The organism is Nonomuraea sp. NPDC050451 (assembly GCF_044458585.1).
In genome coordinates, this window is sequence record NZ_JBITHZ010000018.1 from 19,793 (window position 1) to 45,521 (window position 25,729).

The window sequence follows — 25,729 nt, forward strand, 5'->3', positions numbered from 1 at the left end:
ATTTGGCACGATCAGCAGCTGTGGTGCCCGGGCGGTCGTAGCGGGTTGCCGGATGCGTCGATGGTTCAGAATATCGGTTTGACCTGGGGAAACATATGCAAGATCATCCCGTGTATATCCCTGATCACGGTCTTACGGCTGCACGCGGACACCGTCGGCTGCCTATCAAGGTCACAAAACAAAGGCCTGCAGCTGAGAAACCGCAGGTCAGGGGCTGAAATTGCCTATCTAGGTGAGTGCCCCCGGAAGGATTCGAACCTGCGGCACCCGCTTTAGGAGAGCTCGAGTCGACCGGTGTCCGGTTTTTGAACTAATGGGCTATATGTGATTATTGCTCGGCCTGCATTGGCGCCTCAGCAAGGACCTCCCCGTCTCTAGCGCTGGGCGGGTGTTTGCGCTGGTGAAAGCGATATTTCCAGCGGGAGCCTTGCAAGGCGGTCCCGCTCTTCGGATGCGGGTGCCTGTTTATATCCGGCCGTGACCGAGGCCGATCACTGCAGCCGTTCAGTCGTGGTGATTCGGCAGGCGGATTCATATCGGGTGGGCCGGTGACGGCTGCTCATGGCGAGTCCCGACACTCTACCTCAGCGCCACACATTACTGTCCGTGCTTGAAGAGGGTTCCTGTCGATCTGAACCGCGCCGGGTTTGTTGGAGTCTCCACCGAATCCGGGGGCGGTTCAGCAGCCCGTCCCGCTTGCCCTTGCGCAGCGCCTGACCGAGCTTGGGCGAGCGGGCCGACAGGAGCGCGGCCGTCTCCTCCACGTACCGCCACGCGGTCGCCGGCGACACCGCGAACCCCGGCCCGAGCTCGGTGAACGTTTCGCCCTGCGTAGGTAGACCAGCACCAGCAGCGCCTGCCGGCCGGGGTTCAGTCGCCGCCAGGCCGACCCGATCGCCTTACGATGGCGCCGGATCCTCCCGGCCACGTACTTCAGCGTCTGGGGCGACAAATCGACGGCGGCACGATACCTGAAGTTCTGGTTGCGACGGTGTGGGTTGTAGTGGTCAACCCGTCTATCAGGAGCTTCTTCATGTCACCGGCCGAACACTGGCGTTACGATCATGCTGTGACCAGGACAGCCGCCACGGAGCTTGAAAGCTTCAGCGGTCCTCAGACAGGTGCATTGCTCGTGAGAGTGCTTCCGACTGCTCGGCTGTGCCCAAGGTGTTGATAGCAGTAGAAAAAACTTTTAGCAAATCTTTGCGCCCGCTCTCGGTGAGGCTATTGACGAAGTCGGTCAGGACCTGAGCAATGACCACCCAGCGAGATTCTGGGTTCCATTCATTGACCCGCCGGACCATCTCGTCAATGTTCACGTCCTTCACCGGCCCGCCGGCACGTTGCGGAACGTCGAGCAACGTGTACACATAGGCGGACGCAGGATCGGCGAAAATCACCTCGCGCAGGAAGTCCGCTCGCGCCTTGACCTGCCTGCGCGCGAGCTTATCTAGTTCTTGCTCATGCAGCAGTCTCTCTATCTGCTTGGCAGCGTTTATGGTTTCTTCATCAGCCTTCAAGGTCACACTAGCCCGAAGGACTTCGAATCCTTCGCCCTGCACGGGCAATATGCTGCGCAACATCGCATCGGTTTTCTCTTCGGCGTCCTGCGTGCGCAAGACGCTCGTCTCTTTGACTGTTGCTGCCACGATTTCGCGAACTGTGCGTGCGATCATACGTGGAGTGGCGAGCGCACCTGGCGCGAAGAGATCGCGCCGCCATTCGATGCGGATGCGGACATCGAAGGCTAGCCCGGCGTTCGCGGTATCCAGCCGGTCCATGAAGACACCGACCAACGTCGGCGCAGCTTCGGCCGTGCGTGCGCGCCGATGCAGGAACTCCATATCGGCTTATGGTTCCTCGTCGACGGTGTACTGGTGCAATTGTTGTTGCACTGATGCGCTCAAGTCGTTATCAAGCAGCTGGGAAAGCCGAGCGTACATCGTTTCTCGCTGCTCTCGTAGTGTCGGTTCACCCTCTTGTGACCACGCCACCACGTAGGTGCGTAGGCGATCACGTCGCCGCTGGGATCCTTCCGGGCCGCCCGGCGCGACCGCCTGCCGCAAGGAGCCCAATATGGGTTCTCCTAGCCTCTCGTCGTGGAGTGCGGCTGACATCCACAGCCGTACCGCGTCCTTGGCTTCTGCCGACTGCGCGGAGCCTGGCTCCTGATCAAGCAGCGTTGTCCAGCCGGTAGGCAGCATGCCCACGGTGCGATCCCGCTCTTGCTCATCGCTGCTGTCCAGCAGGAGCGGCAGGGAAGGGTCGGTGGGGCTGGGGGCGCTGGCGAGGGCGGCGAACGCCTGATGCCCGCCGGCACCCTCCTCGCCTGGCTCACGGCACCAGTTCGTGATGAACTCCAGAAGCGCTTGACGCAGGTGAGCTTCGGCCCACAGCTTACGAACCGTCACTCGCAACGTAGCGGTTACCTGTGTGTCAGGGGGCGTGGCGGCCTTCTTCAGCCGTCGGAACGCCTTGACCGTGTGCACCTGACCGAAGTCGCTAGCGCATACGGCGATGACGGCCGTCTGTAGTGCCGGACGATCGCTCTTGGACCAGTTCAAGAGCATCTCGTGCAGGTAGGAGGACGTTTCTTGCGCTGCTGCGCTGGATAGCAACTCGATCAGGACGTTCCACATGCGCCTGGTTCGGCTCTCGGCCTGCGAGGTGTGCCAGGCGGCGGCCAGGGCGCTGAGGGGCTCCTGCCGCCGGTGGCGTACGGCCCAGCGAAGGGCGAAGGAGACGATGCGTTGTGCCAGCGCCTCGCGCTCCTGCTGGGTGAGGCCTTCCAGCGCCTCCTGGCGGTCTTTGATGGGAGCTTCGGCAAGCCATGTGAGGAATGGTCGCCTAGCCAGGGGGCGGTCGGTCCAGAAGTACTCCAGGACCGCGTCATCCCACCCGGGCCTGACGAAAGTGATCGTCCCCTTCTCAGTTACTTCGCCTTCTACCGTGTCGAGCAGTTCGATGACCCCGGGTGAGGACTGTCCGCTGGTCGAGAGCTCTGCCTTCTCCTTGAACGTGGTGCTGAGGGCTGCGGCGCTGGCGTACACGTTCGCGACGGGAGCGCCGCGGAGCACGGACGCGGCGAGAAGGAAGTTACGTTCGACGCTTGTCCGTCCTTCTGCCCTGTGCCATTCGAGGAGCTTGCCTCTCCAGTTGCGGCGAGCCTCGGTCACCTCGGTCACCAGCTTATGGAATTCGGCACGTCCTTCATCGGTGTCAGCCTGATAGTTGGGCTGCTCCAACGAATAACCGAGCGTTTTCCTGTGCGCCGACATGATGAGGTCGACGATCTGCAGAGTGTCCGTGGGAGTCCCGCCGCGCAGGAGCTTCTGAATCTCTGCGTTATTGAGCCAAAGCTGGCGGGGGAGGTTTGGCTCTTCGGCGGCCAGCCAACTCGCTGCGATCCCGGACGGAGCCACGATGCTGACTGCGGGTGCGACCCCCTCGGGAGCACCCATGCTGATACGACGCCATTGCTGCGGGTAAGTGAGAACAATGAGCCGATTATCCAGGCTTCTCAGCTCATTCGTAAGAGTGTGGATTCGGCTTCCAAACTGCGGTGAAACCTGGTACTCCGACTCCTCCTCATCGGCTGGCAGCACCAGCAGAAAACCTTGGTTCTTCTCGTGCGGTAGCCGCCGGATAGGAAAGTCGCTCGCTCCACCGTATCGGAGCGTCCGCACCTGCCTAGTCAGCCCTTCGTCTTGGAGACGGGCCAGCAGAGCATAGGCGAGAGTGGTACGGCCCGCATTCGGGGGCAGGTTCAGCACAAGTACGGAGCCCGGGGCGCGCAGATGATTGAACAGATCGTCAAAGTTATCCGGTTCGGCGAATACCGCCGTTACCGCCGTGAGAAGGGGTTGCTCGATCTCATCATGATCCACCGGGTGCTCGACGACCTGCTTCACGGCGATCATTTCGCCGTAGTTGTACAAGGCATGCTGGCGAAATCCGGTAAGGAGATCACGGATGTCTGGGTCCAGGCGAAGTCCTTCGAGATGTGGCGAATCGACCATGTGACCTTCCCCCCACGAAATCTTGATGTCACCATACGACGCAGATCATGAAGTGGGTAGACCGTTCCAGGAATCTGTGCCGTCCTCGCTGGCGGGTTAGCATCGCGGTAGTCAGGAAGTCTCAGGAGGCGACGTGAGTAGTCGGTGGAGGCCTGGACTGATCGCGGGCGGCTCTGTCCTGTGTGGTGTCACCGCGGGTGTCCTGACGAATCTGGTGACAAGCGCATGGAGCTGGGCGCTGGCGGCGGCCCTGGCGGTGACGGTGGTCTGCTGGATCGTGCTGGAGATCGTCAGAGCCGGTCAGGAAAGCGCAACGAGTCCGGTGACTGTGACGCAGAAGGTGCGGCGAGTCGCGGGCCGCCTCCTCGGCATACGAGGCGATGCCAGCGGCGTTGTGCGGCAGCGCATCGGCACGGTGACCGAAAACGGGGAAGTCATCGGATACGAAGGTAACCACAACGGCGGAGCCGGGGAAAGAGAGACGCGGTGAGGCTAGGCGATCTACCGTCGGAGACTTTGATGCGCGGCGGCCAGGACCTTAGTACCTTCGCCTTGGAAGTTCTTCGGGCCGAGGGCCAAGAAGAGATCGAGGTGCTGCTTCCTGAGACCGCAGTCGTTGCCGGGGCACCACGCCGTGTCCTGCTGCTGAGTGCTCACGTTGAGATCGCTCGCGCCACGCTCCGGAGCCTACGTAGCGCTGTACGCGATGCGCTTGACATCCACGAGCGGCACCAGCTCTCCTCGGCCGAGGAGGCCGACTTCGCCGTGCTTGTTGATTCTTTGCGCCGGATTCTGGAGGGATTGTTCAAGCAGCCGCTCACCTTGCTTGGGGAGGAGCGGGAGGAGGCCACGACGCTGACCGTCAAGCAGACCGTCAACCACGTACGAGGAACTCTCACAGGCATTCGGGCGCCTTGGGCTCGAGGGCTCGCCGGGGGAGTCGAACAGAAGATCAAGGTCATCGAGCATGGTGGGAGTGTCGTCGGGATCGACCTCACTCCTTGAGTCCTGCTCTTGAGAGAGTCCACGACTGATCACAGTCGACATCGGCGCTGCCGCAGGCAGGGCCTGCTCCTTTAGGACAGGGCGGTATTGCCGGACCTCCGAATAGGTTGCCGCCGGTAGGCTGCCGATTACGGTAGCTGCTGGAGAGTCGTCGCGGCGCGGTTTCAGAAGTCAACGCAGGAAAGAAGCGGTACCGCCTGGCCGGGTGCGGCGCCGGGAGATCTGGCACTGCTTCCCACCGCGGGTGTGCCCGGCGGTGAAGTCCCGCGTCGATCCCGTTAGTCCGTCGCCCGTTCTTCATCTATACGTTGCAATACACCTCGAAACCGGCATTCGCGATCTCGCGGAGATAGACCTCGGTACTGGCCAGGAGTTCCATCTGCTTACGGCTGGCTCTGGTCTGGCTCATGCCAGGCTGCGCGATGGCGATGGTGAGGTGCGGCTTACGAGTCCTGGCTGTGTCCCGCAAGCGGACGAGTCTTTCGGAGGTGCCGGCCTCGATGCCGCTATGACCGTATTTCCTCTGCCTGTTCCGGGCGCGGTTGATCAGGGTGTTCAGCATGGCGGTAATGTCGCGGCGATAGGCGGCTGACTTGTTGGCCTGGCCGCACACTTCGTAGAGATCTTCTACCCGTGCGCCTGCCTGCGGCTCCGATGAGTACTTGCAGTGCACGAGCAGGATGTGCAGCTCGCGCTCCGTCTCGCGGAGAGCGACGATGTCGGCGACCTCGCCGGAGCCGTCGTCATCGACGACCACGTCCCAGGGGCCACGCGCCAGGACCACTTGGATCATCCGTGCTTGGATGGAGTCGGCGTCGCGGGTGCGTCCCTGCGACTCCTTGGTGATGTCGATGCCCGTCCAGTCCGGTACTTGAAGCCGGGCGGAATCGAAGGGTGGGATGTCGCGTACGGGATGCAGGAGGCGGGCGGGCGCGCAGACAAGGGCGTCGTTCTCGAAGAGGACCTGGAGCACATTGTCGCGGCGTGCGAAGAACTCGGTGGCGGAGAGGTCACGGCGGGACGTGGAGATCATCACTTCACCGTCGCCCGCGGCTCTGACCCGCATCAGGCCGTCTTCGATGAAGATGGCGTAGGGCACCTGCCAAGCAGGCGTGCCGATGACGAAGTGGACGGCTTCGTCTGGGATGTGGGGTGTCACCTCTAGCTCGGCTTCCAGGAAGGAATAGGAGACGCCGCCGTAGGAGAGCTGGACGGAGTCCTCATTACGGGCCAGGAGGGCCAGCGGCCACTCCACAGCCAGGACGGTCAGCTCCGGCCAGTCCTCGAGGTCTTCGGGCTGGATGAAGTTGTCCATGACATGGGCGATGTTGATGCTGTCGTCGAGCAGCTTGAGCCCCATCTCATCGCACCAGTCGACCCAGTGCTTGAGCGACTCGGCGGTTCGGCGGCTCCAGATCCGGCCCTTGAGCGAGGCTCCGACGCTGGTGCGGACGCCAGCGGCGAACCCTGTCGCGAAGATATTGGTCTGAGCCTTGGTGTGCTTCTCGGCATCGGCGAAGCCCTCCGCGACGTCGGCTCCGACGTGCATGGAGAAGCGCCGGTTACGGTTCCTGACGTCCAGGACGCCGACGTTCGTGGGCACGAGCCGGTCAATGCCGCCCATGACGCGGTAGATCCGCTTGCCGGTGATGCGGTCCGCGGTCTGCCCGCACACGGCCGTGGCCAGGTCCTCGTGGAGGCTGTCGTTGTTGGTGCTGTTGATGTACAGCAGGTCGTGGGCCTCGTCCCAATACATGACGTAAAGGTGGTGGACGACTTCCTCCACAGCGGGAAGCTGGCCCCACTGGACGGGAGCCTGCTCCTGGGTCACGAACCAGAGCACCCGATCTCGTCTGTTGACGGCGATGGGGTAGGTGAGCAGATTCTCCTCGGGGAAGACCTGGTAGACGTTCGTCGGGGTCCAGTCCTGGCAGCCAGTCCTGTATGCCACCGCGCTCATCTTCGGCAGCACCGACTTGATGGACACCTCTTCCGGCCCGGAGCCGAAGGCGGCCTCGAAGTCGCTGACGTCCTCCTGTTCGCCGACGGCCTGCTGGGACAGGTCGCGGACGATGAGATTCCAATCGGCATCCTCCGCATAAAGCTGACGAAGCTGCTCGTCGAACGGTGCGTCGGATCGCGAGGACACCACGGTAGCGTTGCCCACCGTCGCTGAGGACACGCGGGCGAAACGGCCGATGAACTGCAGCGTGATGCCTAGGCTTTTGTGCGTGTCGTGGAGTGCCGCCACCTTGAGCTGCGGCAGGTCGAAACCCTCCCCCAGCATCCCCACGCAGATGATCAAACGGGAGTGGCGTTGATCGAGCGCGTCGAGGGCGGCCTTGGCCTTTCTGCCACTGAGCTTGCTGTGGATGACCATGGGGTTGAGGTCCGGCGCGAGCTCTTCGTACAGGTTCAGCAGCTCGTTGGCCCGATTGATCGAGCTGGTCCGCGCCATGAGGAGGTGATCGCGGCCGTTGTCGAGGTCGGTGCGCAGGCACGACAGGGCGCGTTCGGCGATGTCCCTGTCCGGGTCGTCGAAGCTCAGCACGGAGATGTAGTCGATGCCGGCGAAATATCCCTGAGCCTGCGCTTCGCGCAGCGGGAAGGCGTAGACAACTCGTCCGCCAAGGGGGCGCCCGTCAGACCGGAAGGGGGTGGCGGTGAACTGGACGACGGGCCGGCCGTCGAAGGCGTCGCGGATCTCGCTCCAGGTTCTGGCCGCCACGTGGTGTGCCTCGTCGATGAACAGGTGGCTGAACTCGGCCAGGAAGATGGTCCGGACGTCCTCGGGGAAGCCCGAAAGGGCGGCGGGGGTAGTGACCACCACGTTGCACGCCTGCGCGAAGGAGCGGGCGCTGTCGCCCGACTCGAAGTGGTGCTCCACGCGGCCTACCACAGGGCGTTCGAACGGGCCGGCGACGATGCCCAGTTCAGGCAGGATGCCAAGGGTCTCGAACTTGCCCGCGGTCTGACCGCGCAGCACGTCGGAGGGTACGAGGACCAGCAGGCGCTCCGGGCGCGCGGCTGCGTAGATCGCCACCATCGTGTCAGTCTTGCCCGTGCCGGTGGGCATCACGACCGTTGCCGGGTGCTGGCTTCCGGTGGTCCAGTGGGCGAAGACGGCCAGGAGAGCGCCGGTCTGGGGTGCACGCAACCCTCGCGGGCTCTGCGCGTCGAGGCCGGGCAGACGAAAGGCTCCCTCGAGAGATGCCCTTACTCCGGCCGGAGCGTGCGCCTCGGAGGGGCCGCCCCAAGCGAACCGCTCCTTTTTCCGGACGAGGTGCACGTATTCCGGGGCGGGGCTTTTGATGACAGGCCAGCGCTGGTCCTCTGCGGCCGCCCATACTGACTGGTTCTCATTGACAAGACGGGCCTTGCGTGGTGGACAAAGGAGCTGGCGTGCGATGTTCTTGTCAACTTTGATCGAATCGGACCATCGAGAAGGCAACTCGATCGATAGCCCCTCGACGTCAACGTCATGTTCCATCTGTCTCCCGCGAGACGCACCAACGGGCGCATCCCCCTCAGGAGCACCACTTGTTGACCCAGATGATAAGCCCGCACGTGCATGATCACGATTTGGGGGACATTTCCAGCTAAATGATCAATGCAGGTTGAGGTTGCATTTGGGGACATATTCCGCGTTAGGGCTCAAATGGGCGTCAAGCTAAGTTCGGCGTAGGACGGCCCAGCTACCCCAGCCCGCCTCTGCCTGCACATCCCCAAGTGCTCAGCCGCCGAGGCCAGCGTCCGTCCCGGACCGGACAGATACAACGCGAGGGCGTCCGCCTTGAACTCCGGCGGGTACGACTTCATCGCCACGTGGAACTCCTTGTCTCCGGATCTCCATCATCCGGCGCTCAAGGTGTCCCCACCTCGCGGTAGGGCCGAGTTTGTCATCGAGCACAGTAGTGCTCAACTGAAGTTATGCAGGTTGTCTTCGCTGCGCTCATCGCTATCGCAGGAACCCTTCTAGGTTCACTCACGACCTTCCTCTTCCAGAGATGGACGGTCGCCCGTACCGAGAGCTTCACGCGGACAGAGCGGCTCCGTCAGGAGCGCATGAAAGCTTATAGCGCCTTTGCCGGCGCTGTTCTAGATCTTCGTGTAAAGCAGGGGGCACGTTGGGGAGCGAAGAGACGGGCAGACGCGAGTCCGGAGGCGTACGCGGAGGCCAAGGCGATTCAGAACCAGAGTCGAGCAGCTGCTTGGCAAGCGCTTTGCCTGGTACGCCTGCTCACGGACGATGATGAGGCTCTACGGCTCGCCGGCGCGGCGATGGAACTCGCTGCTGACATCCACACGCTGGTAACCCTCGAGGAAGTGGATAAGTGCATGGGCGAGGTCGGCAGGCTGTCGACAGGTTCATTGACAGGGCCGCATCGCTGGTGCGTTAGGCGGTGGTCCAGTCTGGCGCCGTTCAGCCTGAGGCTGACACCTATGTGAGCGTTCATCAGGCGCATGCCGCCGTCGGCTCGCAGCCGGTCAGCGACCCCGCAGGGCTGATTGAGGAGGTCATCGGAAATGTCCTGTCTGAGGTCTCTCCCGACGCCAACAAGTGTCGCGCCGGTGCGGCGTCGAGTGGTGGCGGGATGGCTGTGAACGGCGGCGTCTGGTGTATGGAAGGGTTCGCGGCCACGGGTGAGATCCGCTTGGTCGGCGCTCGGCTGGATGGAGCCTGCGACTGGCGGGCGCGGACTTGCGTAATGAGGATGGGCCTTGCCTGACACTCGACCGCGCGTCCATCGGCTCTCTCGATGCTTCGGGCGTGACCGTGGCGGCCGATCGGATCACTCTCGTCGGCGCCACGGTCGGCGGTGGCCTTCTCCTGGAGGGCGCGCATCTGGACAACGGCCGCGACGTCTGTCTTCTGGTCGAGAGGTCTCCAAGGGCCACTGCGGCTGCGCTACCTGCGAACCTGCGGTGAGGTGCGCATCCGCAACAGCCGTACCGACGTCCAGGTCCTGCTCGGCGGCGTCATACTCGACAAGCCGGGCGCCGTTGCGCTGCGCTTCACCCGTAACGAGGTCGGCTCGGACGTGGTGTGTGGCGGCATGTCGGCCTACAGTGAGGTCCGTTTCGTCGACAGCCAGATCACGCTCGATTTGGCCTTTGAGGGGCGGTGCTTGCTAATCCCGGTGGCGCCGCACTCGACGCGCGTGGGCTGTAGACGGGCTGACGTACACGGTGCTGGAGCCGCGGTGTTCCGTGCGTGAGCGTGTGCGCTGGCTGTCCGGCGAGGAGTTCCACCCGCAGCCGTACGAACAGCTCGCCGTCTCCTGCATTGCCGAGGGTCAGCACGATGAGGCCCGTGCCGTCCTGTACGCCAAGGAACGACGTCAGCTGTCAGCAGCGTGATCGGCCGCTGCTCGGTCGGGTGTGAGGCCTTCTGCGGGACGTCACGGTCGGTGTCGGCTACAAGCTGTGGCGGGCAGCCACCTGCCCCGTTGCCCTGTTGGCCATCGGCAGTGTCGTCTACTCGGTGTCGCCTCCGCTGAAGCTGGGCGAGTCTCCGCACTCAAGCGCCGTAATCCATGCTTTTGATCTGCTGCTTCCCATTGTCGATGCGGACCAGCAGTCGGCGTTCAACCCAGGGGGAGCGACGCAGTGGCTCTTTTACGGCTGATCGCGGCTGGCTGGGTGCCGGCGACCACCGTTGTCGCCGGTGCGGCCCGCGTACTGGCCCGGTGATGTGAACTTCAAACGAAGGTTATGCACGTATTCGGCATGATCAGGCTGGCTGTGTTCCCCCGTGCCGTGCGGCCGGAAGCGGGTACCGGCGAACGTGGCGGCCTAAAATGTGGTCCGACCTGGGGAAACGCCATCAAGATCATCCCGCGCATGTCCCCTGATCATGGTCTTACGGTTGCATGCGGGCACCGCCTGCTGCCTACCAAGGACACAAAACAAAAGACCTGCGGCTGAGAAACCGCAGGTCAGGGGCCTGAAATGCCGATCTAGGTGAGTGCCCCCGGCAGGATTCGAACCTGCGGCACCCGCTTTAGGAGAGCTCGAGTCGTTTCGAGTCCAGCATGTCTACTAATGGGCGATATATGGTGGCTGCTCGACTTGCATTGGCTCCTTGACAAGGACCTCGCATCGCCTATCGCTTGATGGGTGTTTGACCTGGTCAGCACGATATTCGCAGCGGGAGCCTTGCAAGGCGTGCCCGCTCTTCAGATGCGGGTGCCAACGCTGAGCGCAGAATTGGACATCTCTTTACGGGCGCCGCTTCACGCCGTCATGGGCAGGCTGCGGTCCAGGCCGGTGATGTGCAGCAGCCGGGACGTGTACGGCTGGGGGGCGGTAAGGGCCAGACTGATGCCTCGCGCGCTGGCGCGGCGCTGGATGCCCACCAGTACAGCCAGACCGCTGGCGTCACAGAAGCTCACTTGCGACAGGTCGATGACGAGCGGGCCGATGCTGTGACGCAGCGCGTTCAGCAACTGCTGGCGCAGGGCCTTGCTGGTGAAGATGTCGATCTCGCCGCTGAGGCGAACGGTGGTGGGCTGCCGATTGCGGGGCCCCGCCGAGGGGGTGGTGTTGAGGACTGACATGGGAGTCTCCGATCGGAGAAGCGAAGGGATGAGACGCCTGCCGGCCGGAGAGCGGTCGGCCGCCGAGAGGGCGGCGTCAGGGACCAGCTCGATCCAGCCGGCAGGCTGCGCGTGGGCCGGACCGCACCGGCTGGTTAGTTATTGGGCAGGCGGCCCGGGTTGGTAATCCGGTATGTGCCCGCCTTCGTTCTCCCAGCGGGTCAAGCCGTCGGCGTCGGTCGTACGCGTGGACTGGGCGGGGGAAATTTGTGCGATGGCGAGGATGTCGGCGGGGGCGACGCCGGTCGTGTCCTGAGCGGTGAGTCTGATGGCGGCCTTGGCGGCGCCAGTGGCGGTGTCCGGTGGGATGACCAGCAGGAGGATCGCCTCGGCGTCGGCGAAGGTCAAGGTGATCACGTGAGGATCGGCGTGGCGGAACCAGCCGACGCTGACCTGGCGGCCGCGTCCCGGAATGCGGCGCGGAACCCGATTCCACGCGCTCCTGTGCAGGCTCACGCGTGATGTCGCCTGGCCGAGCCGCCGATCGATGGCGGCGATGAGGCCGGGCAGTTCGGCGGCGGCGTCCCGGGAACGTGGCCACCACGCGCCGTCTAGAGGTGCCCGCCGGTTCGACCTTGGATGCAGGGAAAGCCGAACCTTGGATGCAAGGGCGCTCATCGGCGTTAGGTGAGAAAGAATGGTCGGCGTCATGGCTGCCTGTCCGGTCCCCGCGAAGGGGCCAAAGCGGTCTACCGCCGTGGGCGACGCCGACGTGAATGCCAACGCACGAAATGTCCGCGGTGCCACCACCATACCCCGCTCAAGGTCCGATTCCAGAATTGCAGCGATAACTTGCCGGAGCGATTCCGGAATTACGGCGCCGTTGATCGCATAATCCTCCGGACGGGGTTCCTTAGTTCCATATGGTCACCTGCGGCCCCACTCCTGGTCGGCGGCGCCGCCGCGCCTGGAGCGCGCGCCGCATCTGGAGCATGGCCGCGATGCCCGGCCCATCGACAGCTACCTGTCGGCGACACACTTCTGTATCCGGCGGCCGGAGAGCGGCAGGCCCGGCGCGCAGGCAGGGCCTGGACCATATGCGTAATTGCCGTGCGGCGTCCGGGCCCTCTGCCTGACGGAGATTCGAGGCCACGCCACAGCAGGGCTCAACTGACAAGCCCTCGCTCAGGACACTGGTGGTCAACAAAACTGGCTGGACCTCGTCGTTATGTACGGCAGGGCCGAGTAGTGTGACCGGTCTGGATGGATGAGCGGGAAATCGGACCCGCTGCGTCCCTCGGGCGATGTGCCGGGAAGGGCGTGCGTCGCCAGGCCGCACAGAGAAACGCCTCTCGCAGGCGGCCTAGACACCGACGACCAGGGTGCTGCAGGTGCCGAGCGTGGCACGGGCGGCCAACGCTCGAAAAGTCCTCGGTGTCCTCACCCTCCCTCATGGCTTCCGGGATCCCCTGCTGCCCTACCTCGCGGGCTTGTATCTCCCAAGTCGTGGGCCACGATGCGTCCGACATACGCCTGGCAGCCCGCGAGGCGAACCATGCATCCGTGGCAAAGGCCGCGACGGCGGCAATATCCGCCGGCTGCCCGTCACCCGGATCTGCGCCAGGCCCTGACCGACTGGCTGGAGGCCCGCCCTGCCTGAATGGGAGTCGACGTTCACGCCGTGGTGGTCCTCAACTACCGTGGCGGCCAATGGAATTGTGCGTCAGACGTGGACGGCGTGGACCTCCGTGACGGTGAAGCCATCGATGGTGTGCCGGTTCCGCAGAAGGAACCCGACCACGCCCGCCACCGCTTCCACTCCCTGGTCGGCTCGGGCCTGGCCGGTCAGGACGAAGACCAAGGGAGTGGACGGCTGGTCGAGCGCGAAGTCGCGGCCGTGGCGATGCACGTCGTGCAGGACTTTGATCGGGATCGGTCGTGGGGAGGTGAACCATACGGCGACCTTCCACAACGGCAAGGCCGGGTCGGCTTCGGCCGCGGATTGGTAGCACGTCACACAGCCCTGACCGACATGTTGCCCGTGGATGCACGTCCATCGGGTGATCTCGGCCTGGGATTGATGGCGAGTGCCGATGGCTGCGGTCTCGATGACACGACGAGGGGCAGGGCAGGCTTTGCCGTCGATCACGGAGTGCTCGCTGATAATGGATCCTTCCGGTCATTGCAGGCTTTGCCTGGGCGCGGGCTGGGTCAGCCGGTCCCTGGGCTTGCCGGGCGTGGGACACGAGATGGTCGATCTCGGTGCAGCCGGCCGCGTCGAGGAGCGCCTGGCTCGGCTCTGGGCCGTCGGCGGCGTACAGGACGGGGCGGAGCCGTGACGCCGATCGCCTCGATCGGCGGGTGTGCGGTGCCGCCGTCGGCGAGCGTTCCGTCTCGGGCCAAGGTCGGCCTCCAGGAACACCTGGGCCGGTTGGGGAGCAACGGGCGCGACGAGACGATGTTGGTTCGGCATCTGGCGCGCCGCCTGTCTCCGGCGTGAAGGACCGGCTACGACCGAGGCGATGTCAACGCGGCTGCCGACATGCGGAAAGTCTCAGGCCAGACCAGCCTACGCCTAGCTGTGCCGGAAAGGATGCCGCACCGTGCCGGAGGCGTGAGTGATCGCGTCGGGGAAGTCCGGGAGGGCAGCGGCGGTGGAGCTGGCAGATCTGGACATGCTCCATGCCTCGCGGGGCGCGGTCGAGGAGCGGTTGCCACGCTCGACGGTCCTGTTGGGCGCTGAAGGGCTGAACGAGCGCCGGCCGAAGAGCGCGACCTTGTCACAGCTTCACGAGCTTGGCGTACGGCGCGGCTATGCGGTACGTCTCAGTGCCGAAATCGACGAGAACGGCAACATCCTGCTCAACCGCGATGACCCGACCGAGGCCGTATTTGTCGTGGCTCGCCCGATCTCCTGCCACAAATTGCTCGACAGGGGGCAGGGGAACGTCCGGAACGTTGAAGGGACTGTTAGGCAAGGGTCGCCGGGGCACGGCTTTGGGCCTCATGGTCTCAGTATGCGCCCAGTCAGTGACTAAATGGACATGCATTGTGTGAAATATGGGCGGTCCGCGAACGCCTCCCCGGCTCGGCCCTTGCACGCTGGTTGCTAGGAGGACATTCCGTACCGTGTTCTCGCCCCGGGGCCGGAGGCCGGAGCGGAGTGCTCGCGCTCATCCTGACCTTCGCAGAGATCGAAGCCATCACACTGCAGGTCGCGCCGCCAGGCGCTGGACCCGGCCAGCCGGCGCGATCGGGGTTCTTGCTGGTCAGCCGGCCGAGACGTTCGGACACGCCGCCACGCCCTGACGCAGGTCGCCGGGCGCGCTGTCTGTGGTGAAGACGAGCCCGGTGCCGTCCACCGTCACCTTGACGACGTGCCCCGGCCGGAGCTCGCCGTACAGGATCTTCTCCGACAGCGAGTCCTCGAGCTCGCGCTGGATCGTACGGCGGAGCGGACGGGCGCCCATGACCGGGTCGTAGCCCCGGTCGGCCAGCAGCTGCTTGGCCTCGGGCGAGACGTCGAGCCCCATGTCGCGGTCCTTGAGCCGAGCGTCCACCTGGGTGAGCATCAGATCCACGATCTTGATGATCTCGGCCGGCGTGAGCTGGTGGAAGACCACGATGTCGTCGACACGGTTGAGGAACTCGGGCCGGAAGTGCTGCTTGAGCTCCTCCTGCACCTTGGCCTTCATCCGGTCGTAGTTGGAGTCGGCGTCATTCGACTTCGCGAACCCGACCCCGATGCCCTTGGAGATGTCGCGGGTGCCGAGGTTGGTGGTCATGATGATGACCGTGTTCTTGAAGTCGACCACGCGGCCCTGGGCGTCGGTCAGGCGACCGTCTTCCAGGATCTGCAGCAGCGAGTTGAAGATGTCGGGGTGGGCCTTCTCGATCTCGTCGAACAGGACCACGGAGAATGGCTTGCGCCGCACCTTCTCCGTCAGCTGACCGCCCTCCTCGTACCCGACGTAGCCGGGAGGCGAGCCGAACAGCCGCGAGACGGTGTGCTTCTCCATGAACTCCGACATGTCCAGGCTGATCAGAGCGTCTTCGTCGCCGAAGAGGAACTCCGCCAGAGCCTTGGACAGCTCGGTCTTACCGACACCGGAGGGACCCGCGAAGATGAACGAGCCACCGGGACGGCGCGGGTCCTTCAGGCCGGCGCGGGTGCGCCGGATGGAGCGCGACAGGCCCTTGATCGCGTCGTCCTGGCCGATGATCCGCTTGTGGAGCTCGTCCTCCATGCGGAGCAGGCGCTGCGACTCCTCCTCGGTCAGCTTGAAGACCGGGATGCCGGTGGCGGTCGCCAGGACCTCGGCGATCAGCTCCTCGGTGACGATGTCTTCGGCCGAAGCGGTCATCCGGTGGATGCGCAGCCGGGCCCCGGCCTCGTCGATGAGGTCGATCGCCTTGTCGGGAAGGTAGCGGTCGCTGACGTAGCGGTCGGCCAGCCGCGCGGCGGCCACCAGCGCGTCGTCGGTGATCGAGACGGCGTGGTGCGCCTCATAGTACTTCCGCAGACCTTTGAGCATCTCGATCGTGTGGCTGAGCGAGGGCTCGGCCACCTGGATCGGCTGGAAGCGGCGCTCCAGCGCGGCGTCCTTCTCGAGGTACTTGCGGTACTCGTCGAGCGTGGTCGCGCCGATCGTCTGCAGCTCGCCGCGCGCCAGCATGGGCTTGAGGATGCTGGCCGCGTCGATCGCGCCCTCCGCGGCGCCCGCGCCGACGAGCGTGTGCAGCTCGTCGATGAACAGGATGATGTCGCCGCGCGTGCGGATCTCCTTGAGCACCTTCTTCAGGCGCTCCTCGAAGTCACCGCGGTAGCGGGAGCCGGCGACCAGCGCGCCGAGGTCAAGCGTGTAGAGCTGCTTGTCCTTCAGCGTCTCGGGCACCTCGCCCCTGACGATCTTCTGCGACAGGCCCTCGACGACGGCGGTCTTGCCGACGCCGGGCTCGCCGATCAGCACCGGGTTGTTCTTGGTCCTCCTGGAGAGGACCTGCATGACCCGCTCGATCTCCTTCTCGCGGCCGATGACCGGATCCAGCTTGCCCTCGCGGGCCGCCAGGGTCAGGTTACAGCCGAACTGATCGAGCATCCCTGAGATCGGCCGGACCGACTCCTGGAAAAGGTGGGTCGCCGCTGTCTCGTCGCTGCCCCGGCCGGACAGCGACTGGAGAACCCAATGTCGGACACGTACAGGATCGGCCTCAAGCTTGACCAGCACCTGGGCGGCCACACCCTCACCCTCGCGGATGAGCCCGAGCAGGATGTGCTCGGTGCCGATGTAGTTGTGACCCAGCTGCAAAGCCTCACGGACCGCCAGCTCAAGGACTCTCTTTGCCCGCAAGGTGAACGGAATGTGCTCAGACTCAGCCGGCAAGCCCTGGCCGATGATCTCCTTGACCTGCAGGCGCACACCCTCAAGGCTGACGCCCAGACTTTCCAGAGCCTTGGCGGCCACGCCCTCACCTTCGTGGATCAAACCTAGAAGAATGTGCTCAGTACCAATGAAGTTGTGGTTGAGTGTCCTGGCCTCTTCCTGAGCCAGGACGACAACATGCCTCGCTTGCTCGGTGAACTTCTCGAACATGTCAAGCCTCCTGGCGGAGCGGGATATGCCGGATGAGCGTGACCAGATCGTCCGAATCGGCAATGACCCGCATCGGATTGCCGTTAGGAGTTCCTGGGACGTGGCCATCGTCGGCCGCTGTCAGAGAGCACTTTGTCGGCGGTGCGCACGGGCTCGTCCGAGCCGCGCTCGATCAGCGGGTGTACGGCCGTCGGCCATGATGCCCCCAGGTAGACCCCACGCGTTCCACGGAACGGGCGGTGTGATCACCGCGCGACATCGTCCGGCGTACTGAGTCGGCGACTGCCGGCCGTGGCATGGATTTGCGTGGGCGACCTCGTCGGGCTCCGGCGGTTGCTCCGCCTTGTTACCACCTTAGTACTCATTGCGGTGATTGCCCTGGATTCAGCCAGCAGCCGAACGAGCCGAGGCACTCGCCGACACGGGCCGCCCCCAAAGACTCCATGGGCGCGGACGATCGCAAGGCCGGCGGGAAGCGGGGAGGGGTTATGTGCATCACGGTGGATCGTGAGGCCGGGATAGCCTCGCGCTGAGGCCGTCCGTTGAGACCACCGACACAAGCGGCCGGGAAATCGTTACGGGCGCCCCTACGGGCTTGAACACGGCAAGGTCAGACGTCGTTTCCGCCGCTCGACGATCCCAGCAGGCCGTCGTCCACCCTCGGTCATCAGTCAGGCGGCGCTGATGGTAGCTCAGCGCGCGCTGAGCTGGTTTCCCCGCATCACAGGGGGGCGGAATCGCATCTGCGCGAGCATGCGCCTGGATGCGCACGACCTGCTGACCGGCCACTGCCCGCCCAAACACTACTGCAGCGCTTACTGAATCAAGGCCTCACAACGCCGAAGATCATTTCAGCGGTGACCGCACAGCGTTTACAATATCAATTGACGTAAGGAGGTTTTTGCTGAAAATCCGCACGCCGACTCGATCAGGTCAGCTCATTGTTCCAGTCAGAGAGGTGTTGGCGTTAGACCTACGCCCTTCTCACGCCAGAGGCGTAGGAGCTGATCGTGACCGGTTATTGGATAATCCTACGGAGGACTGATGGCGGACGTAGACGTATGGACGTATGTGCTGTCGAGCGTGGAAGGCAACCAACAGCGGGTGACGGTTCACCTGCGTGGAGGTCAGTCACTCAAAGGGGCCGTCGTCGAACTGGATCGTTCCCGCAATACTGTTGTGCTCGATGAGTACGCGCATGGATCCGCTGCTACACGACACGAATCCCCCGTGCACACGATTCTGTTGACCGCGATCCAAGCTGTCACGATCCACAAGGAGGAGTAGCAGGGTGACATCGACGGCGCCGACCACTTGCCTTCACGAGCTGCTCGGATGGCTCCTTCGGCTGCCCCACGGGCCTTGCTCCGACCGCTATGAGTCACAGCGACGAAACCTCTGATGGGCGGTAGGCGGCAGCCGGAGTGGCTCCCCACTGTCGCCCTGCACTGGGAGGCTCTCCCAGAACGTGTGCTAGATCGAATAGAGTTGCAGTTGTGGTACCCATAGAGACTTGTGCGCGCCCGACAGAGTGTGATCTTCGGGCGCGTTTTGTTTTGCCGGTCATTCCGGATGGGCTCATTGCGGCGAGACGGGATTCCGCACGGTGCGGATTCCGTTTGTTCTGCACTTATCTGAAGGAGATCGGCATGGCAACCGGAACCGTGAAGTGGTTCAACTCGGAAAAGGGCTTCGGCTTCATCGCGCAGGACGGCGGCGGCGCCGACGTCTTCGCGCACTACTCCAACATCGTCGCCAACGGCGGCTACCGCGAGCTGAGCGAGGGGCAGAAGGTGGCGTTCGACGTCGTCCAGGGCCAGAAGGGCCCGCAGGCGGAGAACATCGTCCCCGCCTGACCTGACACGTGCGCGTCATGCGTCCTGGCCTGCTCCGTACCTATGGGGCGGGCCAGGGCCATGTTCTCCAGCCCGTCGGTGTTCGGCTTATGCCGTCTGCGCCGTATGGAGCTCCGATCAACCCGGCGGCCCTCAGGGGCCGCGCTGGCAGCGCCGGTCCGCAGCTACTCGCCCGGAACCTGCACGGCCAGCAGCGCGATGTCGTCCTCGTTGGCCTTGTCGTTGGTGGCGAGCAGTTCATCGCAGATCGTCTGCACGTCGGCGCCAGCCAGGGTACCGGCCTGTCTGCGCAGCCTGGTCATGCCCCGGTCCAGCGGCTCGGTACGGCGTTCGATCAGCCCGTCGGTGTAGAACAGGACGGTCGATCGAGGCGACAGCGTCTCGATCGCGTCAGTGCGGGACAGGCTGGGGTCCAGGCCGAGCAGCGGCGCACGTCCCGCTTCCAGGAACCGGGTGCCACCGTCCCGGGTGATCAGCAAGGGCGCCGGGTGCCCGGCATTGGCCCAGCGCAGTTGCCAAGGGCCGGTAGGCGGGCCTTCCAAACGGGCCAGCACCATGGTGGTGAGCAGGCTCCCGTCCAACCCATTACGGACCCAGTCGAGGCGGGCCATCACCTGGCTCGGCTCCTCACGGCCATCGAAGGCCAGGGCCCGCAGCATGTTGCGAACCTCACTCATTTGCGTGGCGGCGGTGATGTCATGCCCCTCGACATCGCCGATCACCAGGGTGGGAGTCCCGTCGGAGAGCCGGAACGCGTCGTACCAATCACCGCCCACCTGCGACGACTCCCGGGCGGGCAGATAGCCGGCCGCCAGGCGGAGCGGGCAGATGTCGGGAAGCCGGGGCAGCAGGGAGTGCTGGAGCCGGGTGGCCATCTCGTGTTGCAGGCCGTACAGGCGGGTGTTGTCCACGGCCAGAGCGGCGCGATGGGCCAGATCCTCCACGAATGGCAGATCCACGTCGGTCAGGGGCTCACCCGGATCGAGGCGGGCCAGCGTCAGCGCACCGAGCGCGTTTCCGCGCACCCGTAGCGGCGCCACGATCGCGGAGTCGGCGGCAAGCAGCCGATGCAGGCGCAGGCGAGCCTCTGCCAACTCTCCCTCGGTCTTCGCGGCTGCAGGGATCAGCAGCGCACCCGACGTACGCAAGATTCGCAGGAGGAGGCCCTCCATCTCCAGCGACAGCGGCCCGATCTTGCCTGGCATGCGGGCGAAGCGCGCCTCCGAGCCGCCCATCGCCACACTCACCCGTCGGACGGTCTCCCCCTCGACCAGATCGACCGCGCACCAGTCAGCCAGCCTGGGCACAAGAATCCTGCACAACCTTCGCAGTGCGGTGTCGGCATCCAGACTGCTGGTCATGGCCGCAGACGCCTCCGACAGCATGCTCAGATAATCGCGGACCTCCAGCCCCATCACCGTCCTCCTCCCCACGCACCCGACCACGATCCTTTCACGAGCCGTACGGTGCCCGACGTGCAAGAGGACCCGGCGGTGTAGCAATTTCACCGCCCACCGATGCTTGTGAAAGTAGCCACCCGCAGAGGTCGATCTTGTCGCACTCAACGCGCAGGCCGCCCACGCCGCGTCGAGTTGGCGGCTCGAGTGCGGCCCGCGGTCCTGTCCCGCCCGACGCCCTGTCTCGGATGGACCGTACGGTCTGCTCGCGCACATCGCACCTAGTCGGCACTGTGGCCTTGCCCGGCGTCGGGGGAGGGCGAGAATCGGCTCCCCGGTGAAAGCCGCATTCTCTTGGCGACAACCCGTGGCTAACACGCGAGCCTCAGCCGAACACGTCATGGCGGCCATCGCCGTCGACAGCCCTGCGGGAGCGCATGTTTCCGCTCCCGAGTTCGGCTCGAATCCCTCAGGCTGAAATCCTGCGTCTCATCGGCTACCTGGCTTGAACGGGAGTCGGCCGTAGGCAGGCTGCCTGACCTAGCCTGCCACGCCATGGTCACCCGTGCGTGGCTGACACCGTCGGGTGCGGGTACGGCTGAGCACATGGTGCGGGGGCATCGTGCGGTCCTGCGGGTGGCCGACGTCGCGGTGGAGGCGTGGGCGGACGGCAGGGAGGAGTGCCTGGCCGAGGCAGTACAGGCGCTGGTGGAGTGCTGCGTCCGGGTGGGCGACGCGGTGCCCGATGCCTGCGTGATGTTCGCCCTGGTGGAGGAGAGCGACGAGGCGCTGCTGGTGGCCGTGTTGGACGAGGTGATCCGCCAGATCGAGGCGAATGGCCGGGTGACGGTGGACGTGTCGGTAGATGAGCGAACCGTCGCGACCAGGGGCCAGGTCGAGGTGCGGCTCGCCACTGTGCTGTCGAGGCCGTCGAGCGCGTGGCCACGGCGCCTGCGGCGGTCGCGGTGCACGGCGTGCGGTTCGGATGCATGGACGGTGTGTGGCGCGCCCGCCTGCAACTGGACCTCTAACGTGCGGTGTTTCAGCAGTCGCACCATGTACAGGGAGGTTCGAAGCATCTGTGGTCCCTTTGGTCCCGGTGGTCCCTCTGGGGCGTGGACCCGAGGTCGGCCGTCTTGTAGTTGACCAGGGGGACCGTGATGGCCACCGGTGTGGCCAGGTCATGGTGGACGAGGTCGGCGATGACCTGCTCGATGCGCTTGTAGGCCGTCGGCGCCTCCTCGAAGAGCAGCTGACGGTCGCCGCACACCACCAGCGACCCCATCGGTGCGCGGCGCAGCTCCTCGACCGTGTGCTTGGCCCGCCCCCGGCGCAGAGCGTCCGCACGCGACATCTTGCGGCCCGCGCCGTGCGCCACGAAATGGCCGGCGTCCGGCCCGGCGTGGGCGGCCACGAGGTAGGACGGGGTGCCGCGCGTACCGGCGATGAGCACGTCGCGGCCGTCACCCGGCGCTGCCCCCTTGCGGTGCAGGTAGATCCCGTCGCGGACCTCGACGAGGTTGTGGCACTGGTCGACGATCGGCTCGGTGGGCTCGAACCCCAGGGCATGGGCGACCCGGGCGGCCAGCAGCCGCCGGTTGAGCGATCCCCAGCGTACGGCGTCGTCGTGCATCGCCAGGTAGGCGTCGGGATCAGGAGTAGGGCCCGCGCAGTGGACCTCGGTGTGCGCTCGCAGGAGCTGTTCGCCCAGCCCTCGGGAACCGCTGTGGACGACGAGAACCTCAGCACCAACTTGGCGGCGTTGTTCCTGGCGGCGAGAAAGCGGAGAACGGCGCCGGTGAGGTGGCTGCGGGAGAGTCGCGCATCCAGTTCAATGCGAACATACTGAGACCGCCGTGTCGCCAGCATCCACGCCTAGCCTGGTCATGGGCAAGCGGCGCGCCGACGACCTCAACGGTGGCCGGGCTGACCTGATCGTTGACGGGATCTGCCCCGTACGAGCCTGAACTACCTCGCCACCGTCCTACGGCTGTGGTGGCTCACGACGAACTCATCGGCAAGGACGCTCGGATTTACGCACGTATTTGGCACGATCAACGGCCGTGTTCGTCCCATGCCCGGGCGGTCGTAGCGGGTTGCCGGAGGCCCAGATAGGCCAGAATTAGGGTCTGACCTGGGGAAACGCCTTCAAGATCATCCCGCATATGTCCCCTGATCATGGTCTTATGGCTGCATGCGGGCACCGTCGGCTGCCTATCAAGGTCCGCAAAGCAAAGACCTGCGGCTATGAAACCGCAGGTCAGGGGCCAAAAATGCCGATCTAGGTGAGTGCCCCCGGCAGGATTCGAACCTGCGGCACCCGCTTTAGGAGGGCGGAGGCTGTACAGCTGGGATGCACCCTCTGAGCTCGGCAGATGCCTCGCGCGGCGTGCGCCACCCCAAAGATCATCCCGTGCATGTCCCCACAAGCGGCATGCGCCCGGACGGTCTCGCGGCGGGCTGACAACCAGGCTGCACTTGCTCATCGAAGCTTTCAGGCTGCCGCTGACGCCGCACCTGACCGCCGACAACATTGGACTGCACCGCGCGCCTTCAGGCGGTGCTTGCCAAGCTCCGGCTGAGCGCCGCCGAGGCCCCTTCTGCTAAGCCATTTCCAGGGTGGCGGGGCGGTTCGATTCTCTGGCGGCGACTCACTCTTCGTCACCCTTCCCTGGTGGCGCACCGCCTACCTCTACCGCGACCAAGTGGAGTTGCACCTCACTGATGGCACCCTCCGTGCTGGGCTCCAGACGGAGATGGCCGACGACAATGCCGCCGCGGCAGTCGTCGCTGCCGGCCCGTACGCAGGACCTGACGAGGTTTACGCGTTGCTGAACGGCAGGGTCACTGTGACGGCCGCCTGATCGCAGGTAGGCACGCTCCACCCACCTCCTGGGAGGGGAGATGGGCGGGTTCGCGGTTCGGCCAGTGGAGACGCCAGTTTTATATCTGCGCACGGGTGCTGCCCTGATCTGTCCTAATCTGTCAGCAATGATCGCTACAGTACGGCTCGCACCACCCTTCGCCCCCCGTCCGTCTGCTGACCGTGCGTCGGCCGTCGTTCCCAAGGAGCGCTCTCGTGGCGTTGCGTTGTCTGTATCAGGGCAGTGCCGATGAACTCGCCGAGATCATCGTCCAAGGTCATCTGGTCGAGGAACTGCGCCGACGCTTCGTCGCGATGCACGGCGCGAAGCCGAGAGAGAGCGAGAGCGCCTCGTGGGGCGGCAGCATCCCCACCGTCGTCGACCTGCTAATCAGCGCCGGCCTGCAAGACGTGCAGGTGCTGGTCGAGCTGACCGCGCCGATCTGCGACGTACGCATGGACATCGTCCTGGTCGGAAGCGAGCGCGAGACCGGCGAGATCTGCGTCGTGGTGGTGGAGAACAAACAGTGGTCGCAGGTCCGGCCGGTGCGCGGCACGCAGATGGTGCACGTGCCGAACGCGCCTGGCCGCAACCCGCGCCTGCACCCGGCCGTCCAGGCTGACGGGTACCGGCAGGTTCTGCGCGACTTCGTGCCGATGCTCCGGACCGCCAAGGTGATGAGCCTGGTCAACCTGCACAACATGCCCGCCGCGGTCCTCGAGACGATCCAGGGCGACAGCCAGGAGCTGGAGGGCGGCGCGAAGCGCACGCAGATGTACGGCCAGGAACTGGAGGAACGTGAACGGTTCGCGGCCATGCTCACGAAGACCCTCTCGGGCGAAATGGCACTCGAGCATGCCCACGACCTACTGTCCGCCCGCGTGTCACCGACCGACAGCCTGATGACCGCGGTCAACAAGAGCGTGCGCGGACGCTCCGTCTTCCCCCTGCTGGACGAGCAGCGCATAGCCGTCGAGTACGTCAAGGCCCAGTTGGCGGCGAGCCGCCGGGGCAACAAGCGGGTCGTGCTGATCGTGGGCGGCCCTGGCACCGGCAAGAGCGTGATCGCCTTGGAGCTGCTGGCCGCGTGCAGCAAGGACGGGCTGAAGGTCGTGCACGCCACCGGCAGCCGCTCCTTCACCCGCACGTTGTGGGAGTACGCCGGCGAGGACACGCGCGCCAGGCGCATTTTCCGGTACTTCAACAGCTTCGAAACCCTCCGCTCGAAGCTGGACGTGCTCATCGCCGACGAGGCGCACCGGCTCAGGCGCCAGGCATCCGGCACGGGCCCGTCCCAGGTCAAGCAGCTCATCGAGGCGGCGGACGTGCCCGTCTTCCTGCTGGACGAGCATCAGGTGGTGCGCCCTGGCGAAGACGGCACCATCCAGCTGATTGAGAATGCGGCCAAGGAGATGAAGCACGAGGTCCTGCGGATCGACCTGCGCAGCCAGTTCCGCTGCGGCGGCGACCCGGAATACATCCGCTGGGTCGAGCAGCTACTCGGCCTGGTGGCCGGAGAGCCGCCGCGGCGGTGGCGGCCGCTGGAGAACTACGAGCTGTACGTCGCCCCCACCCCAGAGGCTATGGAGAAGTTCCTCAACAAGCGCGCCGCCGAGACCAACAGCAGTGCCCGTATCGCGGCCGGCTTCTGCTGGCCCTGGTCGTTCCCTCGAAACGGCACGCTCGCCGACAACGTCCGCATTAACGGCTGGAACCGGCCGTGGAACGCCAAGGGGGACGAGTGGGTCGGCGACAAGCCGCCGCACACGCTCTGGGCGACACACCCAGGCGGCCGCGGCCAGATCGGCTGCATCTATACTGCGCAGGGCTTCGAGTACGCCTGGGCAGGCGTAATTTTCGGCCCAGACCTGGTCTGGCGCGACGGAGGCTGGCAGGCCGACATCAGCCAGAACCGCGACAGGGCGGTCGAGAACGCGCTGGACTTCGACTTCCTGGTCCGCAACACCTACCGGGTGCTTGCTACCCGCGGTATGCGAGGCACCGTGTTGTACTCCGTCGACCGCACCACCAACGTGATGCTGGCCAAGCTTGGTGCTCGTCTGCTCGACTATGACGGCGTGCCCATGAACGCTCCGCGGTAGGAGTGTGGGGGCTGTACGGCTGCTGTATGTGACGTGAGCTGCACTAACGTCCCGCAATGCCTGCACCACATAGAAGATCATCCCGCCCATGTCCCATCTTCACCGAAGTCGACTACCCGGGCGACTTCGGTGAGACCGGGACGGCCGCCCGATTAGCCATCCACGTCTCCTGGGAGATGGCACATCGACGGTTCGCCGTGTGGAGTGCTCTTCGGTGCGTCGGAATGGACCCTGTAAGACAAGCTCGCACCGCTCCTGCTCAGGACCTCATCGATTCGATCTCCGCCGGACGATGATGGCGCCTGAAGGTCAAACTGCATGGCCGACAGGTCGGCGGTAGCCCCGGCTGCCGG

17 protein-coding genes and 2 pseudogenes are annotated in these 25,729 nt (G+C 64.9%); 8 read left to right on the forward strand and 11 right to left on the reverse strand.

Annotation, left to right across the window (positions count from 1 at the left end; genetic code table 11):
* Window positions 1-683: 683 nt before the first annotated feature.
* The 3 genes and pseudogenes from ACIBI9_RS39950 to ACIBI9_RS39960 all read right to left on the reverse strand — a co-directional run.
* A pseudogene (locus ACIBI9_RS39950) lies at window positions 684-952 on the reverse strand (transposase family protein); the annotation flags it as partial.
* 151 nt (window positions 953-1,103) lie between these two features.
* A complete protein-coding gene (locus tag ACIBI9_RS39955) occupies window positions 1,104-1,844 on the reverse strand; it encodes a hypothetical protein (protein ID WP_397230305.1) in 741 nt (246 codons plus the stop codon).
* A gap of 6 nt (window positions 1,845-1,850) precedes the next feature.
* The gene (locus ACIBI9_RS39960) at window positions 1,851-4,019 is read right to left on the reverse strand and encodes a hypothetical protein (protein WP_397230307.1); all 2,169 of its coding nucleotides are present in this window, start codon (window positions 4,017-4,019) and stop codon (window positions 1,851-1,853) included.
* A gap of 133 nt (window positions 4,020-4,152) precedes the next feature.
* Here ACIBI9_RS39960 and ACIBI9_RS39965 point away from each other — a divergent pair, with 133 nt between their 5' ends.
* A complete protein-coding gene (locus tag ACIBI9_RS39965; protein WP_397230309.1) occupies window positions 4,153-4,509 on the forward strand; it encodes a hypothetical protein in 357 nt (118 codons plus the stop codon).
* Between the two features lie 29 nt (window positions 4,510-4,538).
* The gene (locus ACIBI9_RS39970) at window positions 4,539-5,024 is read left to right on the forward strand and encodes a hypothetical protein (protein WP_397230310.1); all 486 of its coding nucleotides are present in this window, start codon (window positions 4,539-4,541) and stop codon (window positions 5,022-5,024) included.
* Window positions 5,025-5,325: 301 nt separating this feature from the next.
* Here ACIBI9_RS39970 and ACIBI9_RS39975 read toward each other — a convergent pair whose 3' ends face one another.
* Window positions 5,326-8,514: a DEAD/DEAH box helicase gene (locus ACIBI9_RS39975; protein ID WP_397230312.1), complete on the reverse strand. Its 3,189-nt coding sequence runs from the start codon at window positions 8,512-8,514 to the stop codon at window positions 5,326-5,328.
* 1,441 nt (window positions 8,515-9,955) lie between these two features.
* Between ACIBI9_RS39975 and ACIBI9_RS39980 the strand changes: the two genes are divergently transcribed.
* Together ACIBI9_RS39980 and ACIBI9_RS39985 are read left to right on the forward strand one after the other, a co-directional pair.
* Window positions 9,956-10,243: a hypothetical protein gene (locus ACIBI9_RS39980; RefSeq protein ID WP_397230314.1), complete on the forward strand. Its 288-nt coding sequence runs from the start codon at window positions 9,956-9,958 to the stop codon at window positions 10,241-10,243.
* Window positions 10,236-10,385 (forward strand): hypothetical protein, encoded by a 150-nt coding sequence (locus ACIBI9_RS39985; RefSeq protein WP_397230316.1) that lies wholly within the window; start codon window positions 10,236-10,238, stop codon window positions 10,383-10,385. The genes ACIBI9_RS39980 and ACIBI9_RS39985 overlap by 8 nt, the downstream gene beginning before the upstream one ends.
* Window positions 10,386-11,260: 875 nt before the next feature.
* Here the strand turns inward: ACIBI9_RS39985 and ACIBI9_RS39990 are convergent.
* The 5 genes from ACIBI9_RS39990 to ACIBI9_RS40010 form a co-directional block, all read right to left on the reverse strand.
* The gene (locus ACIBI9_RS39990) at window positions 11,261-11,584 is read right to left on the reverse strand and encodes an STAS domain-containing protein (RefSeq protein ID WP_397230318.1); all 324 of its coding nucleotides are present in this window, start codon (window positions 11,582-11,584) and stop codon (window positions 11,261-11,263) included.
* Window positions 11,585-11,722: 138 nt separating this feature from the next.
* A complete protein-coding gene (locus ACIBI9_RS39995) occupies window positions 11,723-12,346 on the reverse strand; it encodes a DUF5994 family protein (protein WP_397230321.1) in 624 nt (207 codons plus the stop codon).
* Window positions 12,347-13,286: 940 nt separating this feature from the next.
* A complete protein-coding gene (locus ACIBI9_RS40000; RefSeq protein WP_397230323.1) occupies window positions 13,287-13,712 on the reverse strand; it encodes a hypothetical protein in 426 nt (141 codons plus the stop codon).
* A gap of 631 nt (window positions 13,713-14,343) precedes the next feature.
* Window positions 14,344-14,571, reverse strand: coding sequence for a hypothetical protein (locus tag ACIBI9_RS40005; protein WP_397230325.1), 228 nt, complete (start codon window positions 14,569-14,571; stop codon window positions 14,344-14,346).
* Window positions 14,572-14,832: 261 nt separating this feature from the next.
* Window positions 14,833-17,157, reverse strand: a complete 2,325-nt coding sequence (locus ACIBI9_RS40010) for an ATP-dependent Clp protease ATP-binding subunit (RefSeq protein WP_397230327.1) — start codon at window positions 17,155-17,157, stop codon at window positions 14,833-14,835.
* 1,044 nt (window positions 17,158-18,201) lie between these two features.
* Between ACIBI9_RS40010 and ACIBI9_RS40015 the strand changes: the two genes are divergently transcribed.
* Both ACIBI9_RS40015 and ACIBI9_RS40020 read left to right on the forward strand, forming a co-directional pair.
* Window positions 18,202-18,444, forward strand: coding sequence for a hypothetical protein (locus ACIBI9_RS40015; RefSeq protein ID WP_397230329.1), 243 nt, complete (start codon window positions 18,202-18,204; stop codon window positions 18,442-18,444).
* A 362-nt stretch (window positions 18,445-18,806) separates the two neighbouring features.
* Window positions 18,807-19,013 carry a cold-shock protein gene (locus ACIBI9_RS40020; protein WP_394496440.1) on the forward strand — a complete coding sequence of 69 codons (207 nt, stop codon included), beginning with the start codon at window positions 18,807-18,809 and terminating at the stop codon, window positions 19,011-19,013.
* A 164-nt stretch (window positions 19,014-19,177) separates the two neighbouring features.
* On the opposite strand, the gene ACIBI9_RS40025 is transcribed toward ACIBI9_RS40020, so the two are convergent.
* The gene (locus ACIBI9_RS40025; RefSeq protein ID WP_397230332.1) at window positions 19,178-20,428 is read right to left on the reverse strand and encodes a PP2C family protein-serine/threonine phosphatase; all 1,251 of its coding nucleotides are present in this window, start codon (window positions 20,426-20,428) and stop codon (window positions 19,178-19,180) included.
* Between the two features lie 588 nt (window positions 20,429-21,016).
* Between ACIBI9_RS40025 and ACIBI9_RS40030 the strand changes: the two genes are divergently transcribed.
* Complete coding sequence (locus tag ACIBI9_RS40030) at window positions 21,017-21,556, forward strand: archease (protein WP_397230630.1); 540 nt, start codon at window positions 21,017-21,019, stop codon at window positions 21,554-21,556.
* Here ACIBI9_RS40030 and ACIBI9_RS40035 read toward each other — a convergent pair.
* Window positions 21,453-22,145 (reverse strand): annotated as a pseudogene (locus ACIBI9_RS40035) (RtcB family protein); the annotation flags it as partial. The gene ACIBI9_RS40030 and the pseudogene ACIBI9_RS40035 sit on opposite strands and share 104 nt — an antisense overlap.
* Before the next feature lie 1,344 nt (window positions 22,146-23,489).
* Between ACIBI9_RS40035 and ACIBI9_RS40040 the strand changes: the two are divergent.
* Window positions 23,490-25,376 carry a DUF2075 domain-containing protein gene (locus ACIBI9_RS40040; RefSeq protein ID WP_397230334.1) on the forward strand — a complete coding sequence of 629 codons (1,887 nt, stop codon included), beginning with the start codon at window positions 23,490-23,492 and terminating at the stop codon, window positions 25,374-25,376.
* Window positions 25,377-25,729 lie beyond the last annotated feature (353 nt).

Excerpts from the sequence above, each read along its gene's own strand:
- ACIBI9_RS39955 (WP_397230305.1), bottom strand. The coding sequence starts at position 1,844 with ATGGAGTTCCTGCATCGGCGCGCACGCACGGCCGAAGCTGCGCCGACG.
- ACIBI9_RS39960 (WP_397230307.1), bottom strand. The coding sequence starts at position 4,019 with ATGGTCGATTCGCCACATCTCGAAGGACTTCGCCTGGACCCAGACATC.
- ACIBI9_RS39970 (WP_397230310.1), top strand. The coding sequence starts at position 4,539 with ATGCGCGGCGGCCAGGACCTTAGTACCTTCGCCTTGGAAGTTCTTCGG.
- ACIBI9_RS39975 (WP_397230312.1), bottom strand. The coding sequence starts at position 8,514 with ATGGAACATGACGTTGACGTCGAGGGGCTATCGATCGAGTTGCCTTCT.
- ACIBI9_RS39990 (WP_397230318.1), bottom strand. The coding sequence starts at position 11,584 with ATGTCAGTCCTCAACACCACCCCCTCGGCGGGGCCCCGCAATCGGCAG.
- ACIBI9_RS40005 (WP_397230325.1), bottom strand. The coding sequence starts at position 14,571 with ATGAGGCCCAAAGCCGTGCCCCGGCGACCCTTGCCTAACAGTCCCTTC.
- ACIBI9_RS40010 (WP_397230327.1), bottom strand. The coding sequence starts at position 17,157 with ATGTTCGAGAAGTTCACCGAGCAAGCGAGGCATGTTGTCGTCCTGGCT.
- ACIBI9_RS40015 (WP_397230329.1), top strand. The coding sequence starts at position 18,202 with ATGGCGGACGTAGACGTATGGACGTATGTGCTGTCGAGCGTGGAAGGC.
- ACIBI9_RS40020 (WP_394496440.1), top strand. The coding sequence starts at position 18,807 with ATGGCAACCGGAACCGTGAAGTGGTTCAACTCGGAAAAGGGCTTCGGC.
- ACIBI9_RS40025 (WP_397230332.1), bottom strand. The coding sequence starts at position 20,428 with ATGGGGCTGGAGGTCCGCGATTATCTGAGCATGCTGTCGGAGGCGTCT.
- ACIBI9_RS40030 (WP_397230630.1), top strand. The coding sequence starts at position 21,017 with ATGGTGCGGGGGCATCGTGCGGTCCTGCGGGTGGCCGACGTCGCGGTG.